Here is a 14,643-nt window from a genome sequence, read left to right on the forward strand (position 1 = left end):
GAGGGTGGCAACTTTTATTTGTTGATATAATTTTACGTCCTAATGTTGGAGAAGTAATCAATCACGAATTCACGGAATTGCTGAGCTGTTTTTGATAAGTAGCGTTTTTTTGACCAACTTAATCCGATGGTTCGCTGACAATTGGGTTCAATAATACGCAACTTGCTTGATGCTAAAGTAGAGTTTTTTAATAAAGTTAAACTTGGAACAAAAGCGATGCCGAGACCTTGCTTAATGAGGTCGCTAATCACGGTCGGTTCATCTACTTCAAAAGCAATATGCGGAGTGAAACCAGCTTCTTTGCAAAATTCATCCGTTAAGTGTCGAAATCCATAGCCAGTGTTCATACTAATAAACGGTTCGTTTTTTACTTCATGCAGGTGGATATTTTTTCGGCCTGATAAACGATGGCCTGAAGGGACGACTAAGAAAATTTCTTCTGTAATAAGTGGTTCCCAAACAATCTCCTCACCTTCAATTGGCACAGAGGAGATACAAAAGTCAATTTCTATATTATCTAGTTGTCGTTTCATAGAAGGAGTGGATGCAAGAAATTGTTGGAATCGAACGTTAGGATGTTCTAGTAAAAAAGAGCCAAGTAGTTCTGGTAATATTCTTGGAATAGAAACGGCCAGTGTAATAGAGCTTTGTTGTAATTCGGCTAAATCTTTAATTTCTCGTTCTCCTTCACTTAATTCATGAAAAATACGTTCTACTCGTTTTAAAAATACTTTTCCGAAAGAATTTAAAGTAATCTGTCGGCCTTGGCGATCAAATAAAGGGACTCCTAAATCCTTTTCGAGTCTAGCAATTGTTTTGCTGAGTGAAGGTTGCGCGATATGCAATTCTTCAGCTGCCTTTGTCATGTGTTCTAGTCGTGCAACTGTCTGAAAGTATTTTAACTGGAGCAGTTCCATTTCGAGTCTCCTTTCTATAGACCAAAAGGAATGAATTAATAATTAAAGATGTATTATACAGTATGTAAAGTGACGTGTATAGTAAATCTGTTAAACCATTCGAAGGGTGTTAAATTAGAAGAGGAGTATGTTTCATGAAGGGAATTAAACTTATATTTAAAGATTGGAAAGCGATGTGGCACCATAAACATGGACGTATCGCTTTAATTTTTTTATTAATCGTTCCGTTAATTTATTCAGGATTCTTTTTAGCTGGATATTGGGATCCGTACGGAAAATTAGATAAATTACCTGTTGCGGTTGTGAATTTAGATAAGGGTGCTGCGATGGATGAAAAAACAATTCATGCAGGAGACGATTTTGTTAAAAATTTAAAAGAGAATAAGGAATTGGCTTTTCATTTCGTATCAGAAAAAAGTGCGGATGAAGGGTTAAAAGAAGATAAATATTATATGGTTGTTACGATTCCGGAAGATTTCTCTAAAAAGGTAAGTACACTTATGGATGAGAAACCAGAGCCAGCAAAGTTGCAGTACAAAGTAAATCCAGGTAAAAACTTTGTAGCGGCTCAAATTGGAACGACAGCTGTTGAAAATATGAAAACAAAAATCTCAAACAGTATTACGAAATCATATACAGAAGGTGTTTTTTCAAAGTTTCAAGATTTGGCACAAGGGTTGAGTGATGCAAGTAATGGTGCTGAGAAGTTACATGAAGGAACGACCGATGCAAAAAATGGAGCGAATCAGCTTGCGAATGGTATTGATCGTTTAAGTGACGGGACATCGAAATTGAAAGAAGGAAGTGACAAGCTTGCGTCTAGCCAATCTGCCTTAACGGGGGGAGCAAATGAGCTGAGTCAAGGAGCGACATCACTTCATAGTGGTATGGAGTTATTAGCACAAGGTGAAAAAACGTTACAATCAGGAGTTAGTGAATTAAGTGCTGGTACAAATGAATGGGTGAGCGGAAGTGAGAAGCTTGCTGAAGGGCAAGTAAAAGCGGATGGGGCGGCCAATAGTGTGAAACAACAATTAGAAGAGTACGTGAAAAATCATCCAGAAGTGCAGCAAGATCCCGCTTTTCAAAAAATTGTTGCTACGTCTAATGGACTAGCTAAAGCAACAAGTACTTTAAATAATAGCCAACAACAATTGACACAAGGTGCGAAGAAGCTAACTGATGGTCAACATAAGATTGAAGAAGGCATGAATACATTCGGATTTAAGTTAAATGAAGCTACTGCTGGAACGAAAAAGATAGCAGATGGTGCATCGAATTTGGCTGATGGATTTATGAAGTGGGGAAATGGATTTACATCCCTGCAAGAAGGTGTAAATCAGCTTGCGAGTGGTGGAACGGAGCTGAATAACGGTGCTAGTAAATTAACAAATGGACTTGTTAAACTTGATGATGGTGCGAAAGAACTTTCTACGAAATTAGGAGAGGGCGCAGAGAAGATAGCGGATGTTCGTAATGATGATGCACGCAATACGATGTTCTCAGAGCCAGTTCAGTTAGTGAAGTCAACAGTTTCTGACGTTCCTAACTACGGTTCAGGCATTGCACCATATTTCTTATCACTTGCATTTTATGTTGGCGGAATTATGGCATCGAATATTTTACCTCTTGGCCGCAGACAAAACATGAAGGTAAGCGGAACGGTACATTTTATTAATAAACTAGGATTGGTATATTTAATTGGACTCATTCAAGCGCTACTCGTAGATGTAGTTGTGCTAGGTGTTATGAAATTAGAAGTCGCAAGTGTGCCACTCTTTGTTTTATCAAGTATTGTTATTTCCTTTACGTTTATGACATTTATTCTTATGCTAGTAACAGTATTTGGTCTTGTTGGAAAGTTCTTAGCGGTAACGCTTCTTGTCCTGCAATTAGCGACGAGCGGAGGTACTTTCCCAGGAGAATTAAACATAGCTGTTCTTAGCAAAATTGGACAGTTTCTCCCAATGTCTCATTCTCTTAGAGGATTACAAGATGTTATTTCTTTAGGAGATTGGTCGCAATTACAAATGCAAATTTTAATATTGTTATGTTATCTCGTTGTTGCCGGTGGAATTGCTTGGATCACGAGTCATATACAGCATAGAGAAACGAATGTAGAACAAGTTTCTTAAAATGAAATAAGCTATCCGATTTTTTCGGATAGCTTATTTTTTATTTGCGTTCCATTACTGCAAAGTAATTATTTTCATTATCAGCAAAGTTGAATGCTCTACCAGTAGGTAAATCTACAACCTGTCCAACTGTGACATTTTTCTCAGAAAGATCTTTATATAGACGGTCTAAGTCATTTGAGAAGAACATAAGTGAAGGCGTATTTAGGTTTAGTTCAGGTTGCATCTTCGCGATTAACGCTTTATCGTGAAGGACGATGCTTGTTCCTGCTTCTTTCGCCGGTGCAATTTCAATCCAGCGGAATCCGTTTCCGTTATTTTCTTCCGCAATGATTTGGAACCCTACTTTTTCTGTCCAAAATTGTACTGTTTCGTCTTGGTTATTTACATATAGCATAATTTGTCCAACTTGATTAATCATAGGTGTCTCTCGCTTTCTTTTTATATGCGTATTATTATATCAAATATATGGCTTGAATAGTTTTTTATGATTTTTTCGTAATACAACCTTCGTCCATTTCATCTTTGTTGTAGGAGAAGGCCCTGTAATCCAAGTATGAAATGGTATTGTGCTACAAATGACCATTGTTGAAATAGAGATAATGGCCGTTAACACAAATAGTAATAGGGCATATAATATAGTATTTTCTTGCAGTGTGAATAAGGAAAGAAGTTTTGTGCATAGTTGCAAGAAGAATAAATGAGCTAAATAAGCACCATACGTGTAATTACCAATGAAACGTAACGTTTTATATAAGAAACCACGACGCTGTACTATCATAATAGATAACACATACAGTATGATAATTTCGCATACGATATATAAAAACATAGATGGTTTTAAATAGGTAGAAACAGTTAAATGAATAGAGTTTGCTCCGTAAAAACTAAACAACTCATAATTGATGAATAAAAATAAGATGAAAAATAATATTGTTATAAGCGGGATATGTTTCATGACGAATAGACGCCAAGTTTTTAGTGCTACAGCGGCAATGCCGCCCATAACGAAATAGAATGAGTAGAATAGAAATGATCGATCTGTATAATGTAAAATTGTTGAACTTGTTAATTTTTCTCCATTAAAAATATAGTGAGAAGAGAACCACATTAATAGAAAATATAGGCAAGCGAAAAAGGTCATATATTTATATATGTCTTTTTTATTTTCTGTTCGTTTTTGAAACCAATAAAAAAGTGTGCATAGTAAAGGGAACAATAAGTGAATTTGGAACATCATAATAACGTACCAAAGATGGGGAGCGGCTGTTCCGAGTAATAAACTTTTTATTCCACTTTGTAACGTAATAAGATTATTTGTTGTTAATAAGTAAAGAATAGACCAAAAGAAATAAGGAATGAGTAAGTGTATCGCTTTTTCGGAAATATATTCTTTATATACTAATTGCTTTGTATAGTGACGAATTAAGTGAAATCCAACGATAAATATGAATGCTGGTGCTGAGAATTTTGCAAGATTAAATAGCATGCCCATAATGAGGGATTGCTCAAGTAAGACATTTCCTTGATTCATTGTATATAATAAAGAACTTTGCAAAACGACAGCGAGAAATGCAATGCTTTGCAAAACTTTAAATTCTGGTGCGCTTTGTGTCATTGTGTCCATCTCCTTTTCCATACATGATTATAGTACGGAGAATGGATAAGAGGTGTGGAATATTTGTGAAGGTTTTAACAAATTTGTGGCGGAATGGATTAACAACAAAGAAAGAGGATGCTCAAAACGAGCATCCTCTTTCTATTTATTAAGCAAATTTGTTTTTGATCCAGTTCTTACCTTCTACAAGGCGAGCTGTCATTACGGCACAAGCGTTATCTGCTGTTACGTTTAACATCGTTGCAGGAGGATCAATGATTGTACTGATTGCTGCGATAATTGGCAATGCTTCTGGCGGGAAGCCATATAAAGAAACGATTAACATTTCACCAATCATACCGCCGCCTGGAATAGCGCCCATTACTGTTCCTACTAATAGAGAAACAACAAGTGCGATTGCTAATGTTTTCGGTCCTTCGAATTCCATGTTGAAAATACCGAATAAGAAAGCAATTTTTAATACGCCGCCTAAAACAGAGCCATCTTTATGAAGAGTAGAACCAAGAAGGACAACTGTTTCACGAACGTCTGAAGAAATACCCATTTTCTTTGTTGCTTCTAAGTTTGCTGGAATACTTGCGGCACTACTACAAGTTGCAAGTGATGTAACTGTAGGAGAGACCATGTTCTTCCAAAATACTTGTACACCTTGTTTGCGACCTGCAAGGTATGCATAGAATGTGAAGAATACAAAGAAATAAATGAGAGAAGCAGGATAGTATACCATTGCTGCTCGGAAGTAAGTTCCAAGAAGTTGTGGTCCGAATTCGCCAACTAATGCTGCGAAGTAAGCAGCAAGTCCGATTGGAGCGTAGTACATAATGAAAGATACAACCTTCATTGAAATCTCTGCACCAGCTTGTAGGAATGTAGCAAATGGCTTTCCTTTTTCGCCAACTGCTGAAGTTGCAATCCCCATTAAGATAGAGAAGAAAATAAGAGCTAACATATTTTCACGAGATAGTAACTTCGAGAAGTCAGATACTGTTAAAATACCGACGATTTGATCTGCAACACTAACAGCTTTGCCGGCTTTGTCAGGTTGTGTTAGTTCTAGTACAACACCTTGTGCTGGCGGGAATACTTTCACGACAATAATCATAAAAATAGCAGCTAAAATACTTGTAAATAAGAAAGTCCCAGCCATACTAGACATAATTTTACCGAAACGTTTTAATCCATCCATATTAGCAATAGACGATGCGATGCTAAAGAACACTAGAGGTACAACAATCGTAAACATTAAGTTTAAGAAAATGTCACCAAGCGGCTTTAAAGCAACTGCATCGGCACCCATGAAATAACCAATGAAACCACCAATTAGGATAGAAGATAACAAAATAAGTGGAAAGCGATATGCCTTCATAAATATATCCTCCTATCAATTAAAAAAATCATACTGAATTATTATAGCGAGTTAGCGTCCTCTTTACTAGGAGAATACGGATAAATGGAATAGCGTGAAAACGAAGAAATTTTTGTTTTTAAGCTCGGCATACAGCAGGAAATCTAGACATATATATTTGTAACCTAGTGGTGGCAAGGGATGCACCATAACTTAGGTAGAGAAAAAGGGGAGGGAAGCGGGATGAATATTTTACTTTGCTGTGCAGCGGGAATGTCTTCCAGTTTGATTGTTACAAAGATGGAGAAAGCAGCAGAGGCAAGAGGGATAGAAGTAACAATCTGGGCAGTATCAGGTTCTGAAGTGAATAGTCATATTGATAAAGCTGATGTCCTTTTACTTGGGCCGCAAGTACGTTATTTATTACCGAAAATGAAAGAACTATGTAAGGATAAAGGGATACCTGTTGATGTCATTCAATCTGTTCATTACGGACTTTGTAATGGAGAAGCTATCTTGCAAGCAGCTTTGTTAATGAAACCATGAGGAGAGTGGGATAGATGATACGGTTTTTAGAGAAGTATGTGATGCCGGTAGCAGGGAAGGTTGCAGAGCAGAGGCATTTACAAGCAATTCGAGATGGAATTATTTTAACGATGCCTTTCTTAATTATTGGATCGTTTTTCCTCATTATTAGTGCACTGCCGATACCGGGATATAACGATTTTATGGCAGGTTTGTTTGGGGAGAATTGGCAGCGAGCTTTAGGGTATCCAGTTAGTGCAACTTTTAATATAATGGCTTTAATAGCTGTTTTTGGAATCGCTTACAGACTTGGAGAGTATTATAAAGTAGATGCTTTAGCATCCGGGGCATTGTCGCTTGTGACGTTTTTACTTGCGACTCCATTTCAAGTTGCATATATTATACCAAGTACAAAAGAAAGTGTACTTGTAGAAGGCGCTATCCCAGCTGCATTAATGGGAAGCCAAGGGTTATTTGTAGCAATGATTATTGCACTTATATCTACTGAACTTTATCGGTTTATTGTACAAAAAAAGATAATTATAAAGATGCCAGAGACAGTTCCACCAGCTGTCACGCGTTCATTTGCAGCACTTGTTCCAGGATTTATTGTTGTAACAGTTATTTGGATTTTACGCTTAATTATAGAAAATACTTCTTTTGGCAGTATCCATAATATTGTAGGACAAATTTTACAGGAACCGCTTAGTGTACTTGGTGCTAGTCTTTGGGGCGCGATAATAGCAGTTATTCTCGTTCATGTTCTTTGGTCTTGTGGAATTCATGGTGCTACTATTGTTGGTGGTGTAATGAGCCCCGTTTGGTTGTCGTTAATGGATCAAAACCGAGTTGCTTTTCAAGCTGGGCAAGATGTACCAAATACGATTACGGCACAGTTTTTTGACTTATGGATTTATATGGGCGGTTCTGGTGCAACGCTTGCTCTAGTTGTCGGAATGTTACTATTTGCACGAAGTCAACAATTAAAAAGTTTAGGGAGATTGTCAATTGCACCTGGTATATTTAATATTAATGAGATGGTAACTTTTGGTATGCCGATTGTGATGAACCCACTTTTACTAATTCCATTTATATTAGTTCCAGTCGTGCTAACAATTGTTTCTTACTTTGCAATGGAATGGGGATGGGTTGCACGTCCGAGTGGGGCCGCTGTACCTTGGACGACACCTATTCTTTTTAGTGGATATTTAGGATCGGGCGGGAAAATTTCAGGTGTTATTTTGCAACTTGTTAACTTTGCGCTAGCATTCTTCATTTATTTACCGTTCTTAAAAATATGGGATAAACAAAAACTGGCGGAAGAAAAGGGGGAGTAAAGAACTACAATGGATACGATAGAGACGAAAGCTTTTCATTTAATCTTGCATGGGGGAAACGCGAGAAGTTGTTCAATGGAAGCAATTGATTGTGCGAAGCGTGGGGAGTTTACAGAAGCTGAAGCTAAATTACAAGAAGCACTAGAGGAATTAAAGGAGGCGCACCGCGTACAAACGGAGCTTATCCAGAAAGAGGCTGGTGGCGAAAAGACCGAAGTTACTCTTTTAATGGTACACGCGCAAGACCATTTAATGAATGCAATTACGGTGAAAGAATTAGCGAGTGAGTTTGTAGAGTTATATAGGAAGATGTCGGTGGATGAATGAACCTTGCTTATGCAAGGTTTTTTTATTTCACTAAATAGTGGGTTAAAATAATGAATTATTTTTCATTGAAAAAGTTTTTTTAGTGTTTTTTCATATTAAACACAACTAGACGACTAAACACTAATCTATTTTCATACAGTTATGTGTTAAAAGCGTGTTGTTTTATAACACACTGTGTATTTTTTGGACGACACACTAATTGAAAGCGTTAACACACAAAGAAAATGCTCGAAAAAGCACTGATTTTAGTGGTTTTAAAAAGTTGGCACGCTAATTGCATTAATAAATAGCGTAAAGAAAAATAAATAAACATAAATTTTTTATACTACACAAGGGGGATTTTCAAATGAATATTTTATTATGTTGTTCAGCAGGGATGTCTACAAGTTTACTAGTTACAAAAATGGAAGCGGCTGCAAAAGCTCGCGGTCTAGAAGGCAAGATTTGGGCTGTATCTGGGGATGCAGTAAAAACGAATATCGATCAAGCAGATGTGTTATTACTAGGACCACAAGTTCGTTACATGCTCTCTTCAATGAAAACGCTTGCTGACGAGAAAAATGTTGGAATCGACGTTATCAATCCAATGCACTACGGCATGATGAATGGAGAAGCAGTTTTAGATCACGCATTAACACTTAAAAAATAATTAGGGGGGAAGCGAAATGCAAAAGTTTATTGCATTTATGGAGAAATATTTAGTTCCAGTCGCAGGTAGAATTGGATCGCAGCGCCACTTAGTTGCAATCCGTGACGGATTTATCGCAGTTATGCCTCTTATTTTAGTTGGATCATTTGCAGTACTTATAAATAACTTACCAATTGATGCTTTCCAAAACTTTATGAAGGGCACATTTGGTGACGCTTGGAAAGATGTCGGTGGCGGTATGTGGACTGGTTCCTTTGCTATACTCGCCCTCATAGTCGCAGTTGGGATAAGTTACAATTTAGCGAAATCTTACGGCGTCGATGCGTTGTCAGCAGCAATCATTACATTCGGTGCATTAATTATTATTTCTCCGACAACGCCAAAAGAAGGCGGTATTGATTTAGCGTGGACAGGGGCACAAGGTCTATTCGTTTCCATTATAGTGGCTCTTCTTGTAACAGAAGTGTTTAGATTCTTTGTTCAAAGGGATATTACAATTAAAATGCCAGATGGTGTTCCACCGGCAGTAATGAAATCATTCGCAGCGTTAGTTCCAGCATTCGTTATTTTGATTGTAACAGCAGGTATTCAATTAGCTGTGAAACTTGCGGGAACAAGCATTCATAAAATGGTATTTGAAACAATTCAATTACCATTACAAGGTTTAGCGGGTACATTACCAAGTGCAATTATTATTGCTCTACTTATTCACGTATTATGGTTCTTCGGATTACATGGTCCAAATATTATTGGGGGGATTATTGACCCAATCTATTTACCAGCATTAGAGAAAAATATGAAATTATTTAATGATGGTATGTCTGCATATGACGTACCGCATATCTTCACAAAACCATTCTTTGATGTATACGTATATATCGGGGGATCGGGTGCAACGTTAGCATTCTTAGTGGCAGTAATGCTTGTAGCGAAAAGTGCGCAGCTTCGCGGTGTAGGCCGTGTATCTATCGGTCCTGGTTTCTTTAATATTAACGAACCAGTTATTTTCGGTACGCCAATTGTATTAAACCCAACGTTAATTATCCCGTTCGTACTTACACCAGTTGTATTAGTTATTACTTCTTATACAGCAATCACTTTAGGATGGGTACCAAAAACAGTTGCGTTAGTTCCATGGACAATGCCACCAATCTTTAGTGGTTATCTTGTATCGGGCGGAAGCATCGCTGGTGCAGCACTACAAGTGGTGAACTTTGCTATTGCGGTAGTAATTTACTATCCATTCGTATTAATGTGTGACCGTACTTATGTACAGGCTGCAAAAGCTGAAACAAAAGGAAGCGACAATTCAGTATCACTTTAAAAAATATTATTCTGGCGAGTTCCTATAGCTCGTCAGAATAATTACCTTTATATCATGTTCAAAAAGATGATACTCATCTACAAGAACACCAAACTATCATTCATAAAATAATAATTTAATAGACATGTTCAAACTGAAGGGGTATTTAAATCGGTTGAACCTTATAGAGAGGGCGGTAATTATGATGACTACAGCAGAACAAATTCCATTCCAATTGATTTTAAATAGTGGTAACGCACGAAGCTTTGCGATGGAGGCACTTCAATTTGCCAAACAGGGGAAAATGGTAGAAGCAGATGAAGCGATGGTAAAGGCGAAAGAAGCGATTAATGAAGCGCATCATTTCCAAACAGAGCTCATACAATCAGAAGCAAGAGGAGAAAAAACAGAGGTTAGTGTTCTTTTAATTCACGCACAAGATCATTTAATGAATTCGATTACAGTGAAAGAATTAGCAGCAGAGTTTATCGATCTTTATAAAAAGCTTGAAGCGAAAGGGGAATAAAGCATGACTGGAATTAAAATTGCTACAATCGGCGGTGGATCTAGTTATACACCAGAGTTAATTGAAGGATTTATTAAGCGTTATGATGAGCTTCCTGTTCGTGAAATTTGGTTAGTAGATATTGAGGCAGGAAAAGAAAAGTTGGAAATAGTTGGTAACTTAGCGAAACGTATGGTGAAAAAATCAGGTTTACCAATCGAGGTACATTTAACACTTGATCGCCGTGAGGCATTAAAAGATGCAGACTTCGTAACAACACAACTTCGCGTTGGTTTATTAGAAGCACGTGCAAAAGATGAAGCAATCCCATTAAAATATGATGTAATCGGTCAGGAAACAAATGGTCCTGGTGGTTTATTTAAAGCGTTGAGAACGATTCCTGTTATTTTAGATATTTGTAAAGATATGGAGGAGCTCTGTCCGAATGCATGGTTAATTAACTTTGCAAATCCAGCTGGTATGGTAACAGAGGCAGTTCTTCGTTATACAAATATTCAAAGAGTAGTTGGTCTATGTAACGTTCCAATCGGAATTCGTATGGGTCTTGCAAGATTACTTGAAGTAGATGCGAGTCGTGTTCACGTTGATTTCGCAGGTTTAAATCATATGGTATACGGACTAGATGTATACTTAGATGGCGTAAGTGTAATGGACCGTGTGTTAGAGCTTGTGACAGATCCAGAAAAACAAATTACGATGGAAAATATCGCAGCGCTTAACTGGGAGCCAGACTTTATTCGAGGACTTCGTGCGATTCCATGTCCATACCATCGTTACTACTACAAAACACGTGAAATGTTAGAAGAAGAAAAAGAAGCTTCTGTTGAAAAAGGTACACGTGCAGAAGTAGTAAAACAATTAGAAAATGATTTATTTGAGTTATATAAAGACCCGAATTTAGATATTAAACCACCACAATTAGAAAAACGTGGCGGAGCTTATTATAGTGATGCAGCATGTAGCTTAATTACGTCTATTTACAATAATAAAGGTGATATCCAGCCTGTTAATACACGAAACAACGGAACAATTGCAAGCTTACCACATGATTCAGCTGTTGAAGTGAACTGTATTATTACGAAAGAAGGCCCAAAACCAATTGCAGTTGGAGATCTTCCAGTACCAGTTCGCGGTTTAGTACAACAAATTAAATCATTCGAGCGCACAACAATTGAAGCTGCTGTTACAGGGGATTATCATAAGGCGCTGCTTGCTATGACAATCAATCCGCTTGTACCATCAGATAAAGTTGCAAAACAAATTTTAGATGAAATGTTGGAAGCACATAAAGAGTATCTTCCACAGTTCTTTAAAAAGGTAGAGAAGTAAAAGCGGCGCTATTTAGCCCGCTTTTTTTATTCTATTAGGAGGTATTATGATGATTAAGTTAATTGTAAATGCAGATGATTTCGGTCTTACAGAAGGTACAAATTACGGCATTATTGATGGTCATATAAATGGACTTGTAAATTCAACGACGATGATGATGAATATGCCAGGAACAGAGCATGCGGTACGCTTAGCGAAAGAGTATAACCTACTCGGAGTAGGCGTACATCTCGTATTAACAGCAGGGGAGCCACTTCTTGGAGACGTACCATCACTTGTAGGTAGCGACGGATCGTTTCATAAACAAAGTGTTGTAAGGGAAGGGAATATAAATCCAGAAGAAGTTGAGAGAGAGTGGACTGCTCAAATTGAGAAATTCCTATCTTACGGATTAACACCAACTCATTTAGATAGTCATCATCATGTACACGGATTACCGATCTTACACGATGTTCTTGAGAGATTAGCAGCTAAATATAATGTTCCAATTCGTCGTTGTGGGGAAGATAGAGCGGTGCATCCATTTTCTGATGTATTTTACAGTGACTTTTATGCGGATGGTGTGACGGAAGATTACTTTATGAAGTTAAAAGAAAGAGTACAAGGTGAACAAACGGTAGAAATTATGGTTCATCCAGCTTATATTGATCCAGAGCTTGTGAAGCGTTCTTCTTACGTAATGGATCGTGTGAAGGAATTGCGTATTTTAACAGAGAGTGAGTTGCCTGAAGGGATAGAACTTGTGAAGTTTTAATAGAAAAACGACGGCTACATCATGCCGTCGTTTTTTATTTACAAAATGGATAGAATATATCCGCCAAAAGCTCCAAGTATAACGATAACCCAAGGCGGTGCTTTCCAAAAAGCTAGTAAGCAAAAAAGAAGCGAAGCGAAAACGAAATCTGAAGCATTTATAATTGTACTCGTCCAAATGGGATCGTAAAAAGCGGCAATTAAAATACCAACAACTGCGGCGTTAACACCAAGTAGTGCGCCTTGTATGAATGATATTTTTCTCACATTGTTCCAAAATGGTAAAACACCAATAACGAGTAAGAAAGCAGGGAGGAAAATCGCAATTGTTGCGATTATTGCCCCAAGCGTCCCGTTTAACACTGCTCCTATATAAGAGGCGAATGTAAATAGTGGTCCTGGTACTGCTTGTGTTAATCCGTATCCAGCTAGGAACTGTTCTTTCGTCATCATTCCGTTTTGTACGAACTCACCTTCAAGAAGGGGCAGCACGACGTGTCCTCCTCCAAATACAAGTGCGCCAGAGCGATAGAAACTGTCAAATAAAGCGATGTAATAAGAGAACGGTCTTAATATTGGTAGCAGTAGTAATAGTCCAAAGAATAAGACGAGGCAAGAAACTGCTATCTTTTTTGAAATAGGTACTCTTATATTTTGAGATTGGCTAATTGGTTGGTTGCGATATAAAAACCAACCGATAAAGCCACATATTATAATAAGGATGACTTGTGTCCAACTACTTGGCCATAATAAGGCGATTGCGGCAGTTACAATCGCAATCGTTGCACGATTTCGATCTGGAGTTAACTTTCGCGCCATTCCCCATATGGCATGAGCGACAATAGCGACTGCTACAAGTTTTAGTCCATGAATCCAGCCAGCACTTCCAAGATCGAACTGATTAAGGAATGAGGCGAAGAAAACCAAAACAAGCACAGACGGTAAAGTGAATCCAATCCATGAAATAATAGCTCCTAATAGACCGCCCCGTAATAATCCAACCCCCATACCGACTTGACTGCTGGCAGGACCGGGAAGGAATTGACATAGTGCTACTAAATCTCCATAGCTTCGTTCATCCATCCATTTTCTTTTTTGCACGTATTCGTGGTGGAAATAGCCGAGATGAGCGACAGGACCGCCGAATGAAGTAAGTCCTAATTTAAATGAGACGAGAAAAATCTCTAATAATGTATGAAAAGTGTATTTGTTAGTTTTCAATGGAACCTCCTATAATGTTTTTCTATGTGCATTATACAAGAGACTTTCAATCTACAGGAACAATCACAATGTAAAGATTTTGTGAATCTTTTCTTTGTAATTAAAATTGAAAAAGTCATAAATGATTATGTCTAAACCATAAAGTAGTAGAAGTAGTGCTGGGAAATTTATATAAGGAGAATGCCTTATGACAACACATTTCTTTGCCAGGTTAACAGGTAAGAGGGAAGTGCCTCCTGTAAATACAGAAGCTTTTGGGGTAGCAGAGTTTATTTTTAGTGATGATTTAACGAAATTGCATTACAGAGTAATACTAAAAAATATAGAAAAGGTTACATCGTGTCAAATTCATTTAGGGAAGTCTACTCAAATTGGTCCTGTTGTTTTATATTTGTATGGTCCACTGGAGCAAGGGATTAGCTTGAACGAGGGAAGTATTACTGGTGTAGTGAATGTGGAGGATTTTGAGGGACCTTTACAAGGGAAATCATTTGTACATTTACTTCAAGAAATTATTCAGGCAAATGTATATGTTAATGTCCATACGAAATCACAAAAAAGAGGAGAAATAAGAGGGCGAGTTAGAAAAGTAAAGAAATAGAGGAAAAGGCTGTCCATATGTTGGAACAGCCTTTTCTCATTATATAAGGTGCTAGTT

At 37.6% G+C, this 14,643-nt stretch carries 15 protein-coding genes; 10 read left to right on the forward strand and 5 right to left on the reverse strand.

Features of this window, described 5'->3' with window-relative positions; all coding sequences use genetic code 11:
- Positions 1–32 precede the first annotated feature (32 nt).
- Positions 33–917 (reverse strand): LysR family transcriptional regulator, encoded by an 885-nt coding sequence (locus QO049_RS01385; protein ID WP_000421928.1) that lies wholly within the window; start codon positions 915–917, stop codon positions 33–35.
- Positions 918–1,051: 134 nt separating this feature from the next.
- Between QO049_RS01385 and QO049_RS01390 the strand changes: the two genes are divergently transcribed.
- Entirely contained in the window at positions 1,052–3,052 is a 2,001-nt protein-coding gene (locus tag QO049_RS01390; RefSeq protein WP_000676213.1) for a YhgE/Pip domain-containing protein, read from the forward strand.
- Between the two features lie 40 nt (positions 3,053–3,092).
- Here QO049_RS01390 and QO049_RS01395 read toward each other — a convergent pair whose 3' ends face one another.
- From QO049_RS01395 to QO049_RS01405, 3 genes are all read right to left on the reverse strand, one after another.
- Entirely contained in the window at positions 3,093–3,473 is a 381-nt protein-coding gene (locus tag QO049_RS01395; RefSeq protein WP_000610162.1) for a VOC family protein, read from the reverse strand.
- A gap of 39 nt (positions 3,474–3,512) precedes the next feature.
- Entirely contained in the window at positions 3,513–4,670 is a 1,158-nt protein-coding gene (locus tag QO049_RS01400; protein WP_000194320.1) for an acyltransferase, read from the reverse strand.
- A gap of 148 nt (positions 4,671–4,818) precedes the next feature.
- Complete coding sequence (locus QO049_RS01405) at positions 4,819–6,036, reverse strand: dicarboxylate/amino acid:cation symporter (protein WP_000649376.1); 1,218 nt, start codon at positions 6,034–6,036, stop codon at positions 4,819–4,821.
- Positions 6,037–6,258: 222 nt separating this feature from the next.
- Here QO049_RS01405 and QO049_RS01410 point away from each other — a divergent pair, with 222 nt between their 5' ends.
- The 8 genes from QO049_RS01410 to chbG all read left to right on the forward strand — a co-directional run bounded on the left by QO049_RS01410 (position 6,259) and on the right by chbG (position 12,765).
- The gene (locus tag QO049_RS01410; protein ID WP_001023554.1) at positions 6,259–6,561 is read left to right on the forward strand and encodes a PTS sugar transporter subunit IIB; all 303 of its coding nucleotides are present in this window, start codon (positions 6,259–6,261) and stop codon (positions 6,559–6,561) included.
- A 14-nt stretch (positions 6,562–6,575) separates the two neighbouring features.
- Positions 6,576–7,877, forward strand: coding sequence for a PTS cellobiose transporter subunit IIC (gene celB / locus QO049_RS01415; protein ID WP_000617782.1), 1,302 nt, complete (start codon positions 6,576–6,578; stop codon positions 7,875–7,877).
- 9 nt (positions 7,878–7,886) lie between these two features.
- The gene (locus QO049_RS01420; protein ID WP_000379645.1) at positions 7,887–8,204 is read left to right on the forward strand and encodes a PTS sugar transporter subunit IIA; all 318 of its coding nucleotides are present in this window, start codon (positions 7,887–7,889) and stop codon (positions 8,202–8,204) included.
- Positions 8,205–8,550: 346 nt separating this feature from the next.
- Positions 8,551–8,853, forward strand: coding sequence for a PTS sugar transporter subunit IIB (locus QO049_RS01425; RefSeq protein WP_001023567.1), 303 nt, complete (start codon positions 8,551–8,553; stop codon positions 8,851–8,853).
- A 16-nt stretch (positions 8,854–8,869) separates the two neighbouring features.
- Complete coding sequence (gene celB / locus QO049_RS01430) at positions 8,870–10,177, forward strand: PTS cellobiose transporter subunit IIC (protein WP_001168848.1); 1,308 nt, start codon at positions 8,870–8,872, stop codon at positions 10,175–10,177.
- A gap of 181 nt (positions 10,178–10,358) precedes the next feature.
- Positions 10,359–10,682 (forward strand): PTS lactose/cellobiose transporter subunit IIA, encoded by a 324-nt coding sequence (locus tag QO049_RS01435; protein ID WP_284489099.1) that lies wholly within the window; start codon positions 10,359–10,361, stop codon positions 10,680–10,682.
- A 3-nt stretch (positions 10,683–10,685) separates the two neighbouring features.
- Complete coding sequence (gene celF, locus QO049_RS01440; protein WP_000145762.1) at positions 10,686–12,011, forward strand: 6-phospho-beta-glucosidase; 1,326 nt, start codon at positions 10,686–10,688, stop codon at positions 12,009–12,011.
- Positions 12,012–12,060: 49 nt separating this feature from the next.
- Positions 12,061–12,765 (forward strand): chitin disaccharide deacetylase, encoded by a 705-nt coding sequence (chbG, locus tag QO049_RS01445; RefSeq protein ID WP_000593487.1) that lies wholly within the window; start codon positions 12,061–12,063, stop codon positions 12,763–12,765.
- A gap of 38 nt (positions 12,766–12,803) precedes the next feature.
- On the opposite strand, the gene QO049_RS01450 is transcribed toward chbG, so the two are convergent.
- Positions 12,804–13,985, reverse strand: coding sequence for a chromate transporter (locus tag QO049_RS01450; protein ID WP_000856213.1), 1,182 nt, complete (start codon positions 13,983–13,985; stop codon positions 12,804–12,806).
- Positions 13,986–14,172: 187 nt separating this feature from the next.
- Between QO049_RS01450 and exsM the strand changes: the two genes are divergently transcribed.
- Positions 14,173–14,586 carry an exosporium regulatory protein ExsM gene (gene exsM / locus QO049_RS01455; RefSeq protein ID WP_000207046.1) on the forward strand — a complete coding sequence of 138 codons (414 nt, stop codon included), beginning with the start codon at positions 14,173–14,175 and terminating at the stop codon, positions 14,584–14,586.
- The last annotated feature ends 57 nt before the right edge of the window (positions 14,587–14,643 follow it).

Origin of the sequence: Bacillus sp. RB3 (assembly GCF_030164735.1) — a bacterium.
In the GTDB taxonomy this organism is placed as follows: Bacteria; Bacillota; Bacilli; order Bacillales; family Bacillaceae_G; genus Bacillus_A; species Bacillus_A cereus.

Bases quoted from the DNA above. Each gene is read 5' to 3' on its own strand.
- chbG (WP_000593487.1), top strand. From the start codon at position 12,061: ATGATTAAGTTAATTGTAAATGCAGATGATTTCGGTCTTACAGAAGGT.
- QO049_RS01425 (WP_001023567.1), top strand. From the start codon at position 8,551: ATGAATATTTTATTATGTTGTTCAGCAGGGATGTCTACAAGTTTACTA.
- celF (WP_000145762.1), top strand. From the start codon at position 10,686: ATGACTGGAATTAAAATTGCTACAATCGGCGGTGGATCTAGTTATACA.
- exsM (WP_000207046.1), top strand. From the start codon at position 14,173: ATGACAACACATTTCTTTGCCAGGTTAACAGGTAAGAGGGAAGTGCCT.
- QO049_RS01410 (WP_001023554.1), top strand. From the start codon at position 6,259: ATGAATATTTTACTTTGCTGTGCAGCGGGAATGTCTTCCAGTTTGATT.
- celB (WP_000617782.1), top strand. From the start codon at position 6,576: ATGATACGGTTTTTAGAGAAGTATGTGATGCCGGTAGCAGGGAAGGTT.
- QO049_RS01390 (WP_000676213.1), top strand. From the start codon at position 1,052: ATGAAGGGAATTAAACTTATATTTAAAGATTGGAAAGCGATGTGGCAC.
- QO049_RS01385 (WP_000421928.1), bottom strand. From the start codon at position 917: ATGGAACTGCTCCAGTTAAAATACTTTCAGACAGTTGCACGACTAGAA.
- QO049_RS01400 (WP_000194320.1), bottom strand. From the start codon at position 4,670: ATGACACAAAGCGCACCAGAATTTAAAGTTTTGCAAAGCATTGCATTT.
- celB (WP_001168848.1), top strand. From the start codon at position 8,870: ATGCAAAAGTTTATTGCATTTATGGAGAAATATTTAGTTCCAGTCGCA.
- QO049_RS01420 (WP_000379645.1), top strand. From the start codon at position 7,887: ATGGATACGATAGAGACGAAAGCTTTTCATTTAATCTTGCATGGGGGA.
- QO049_RS01435 (WP_284489099.1), top strand. From the start codon at position 10,359: ATGATGACTACAGCAGAACAAATTCCATTCCAATTGATTTTAAATAGT.
- QO049_RS01395 (WP_000610162.1), bottom strand. From the start codon at position 3,473: ATGATTAATCAAGTTGGACAAATTATGCTATATGTAAATAACCAAGAC.
- QO049_RS01405 (WP_000649376.1), bottom strand. From the start codon at position 6,036: ATGAAGGCATATCGCTTTCCACTTATTTTGTTATCTTCTATCCTAATT.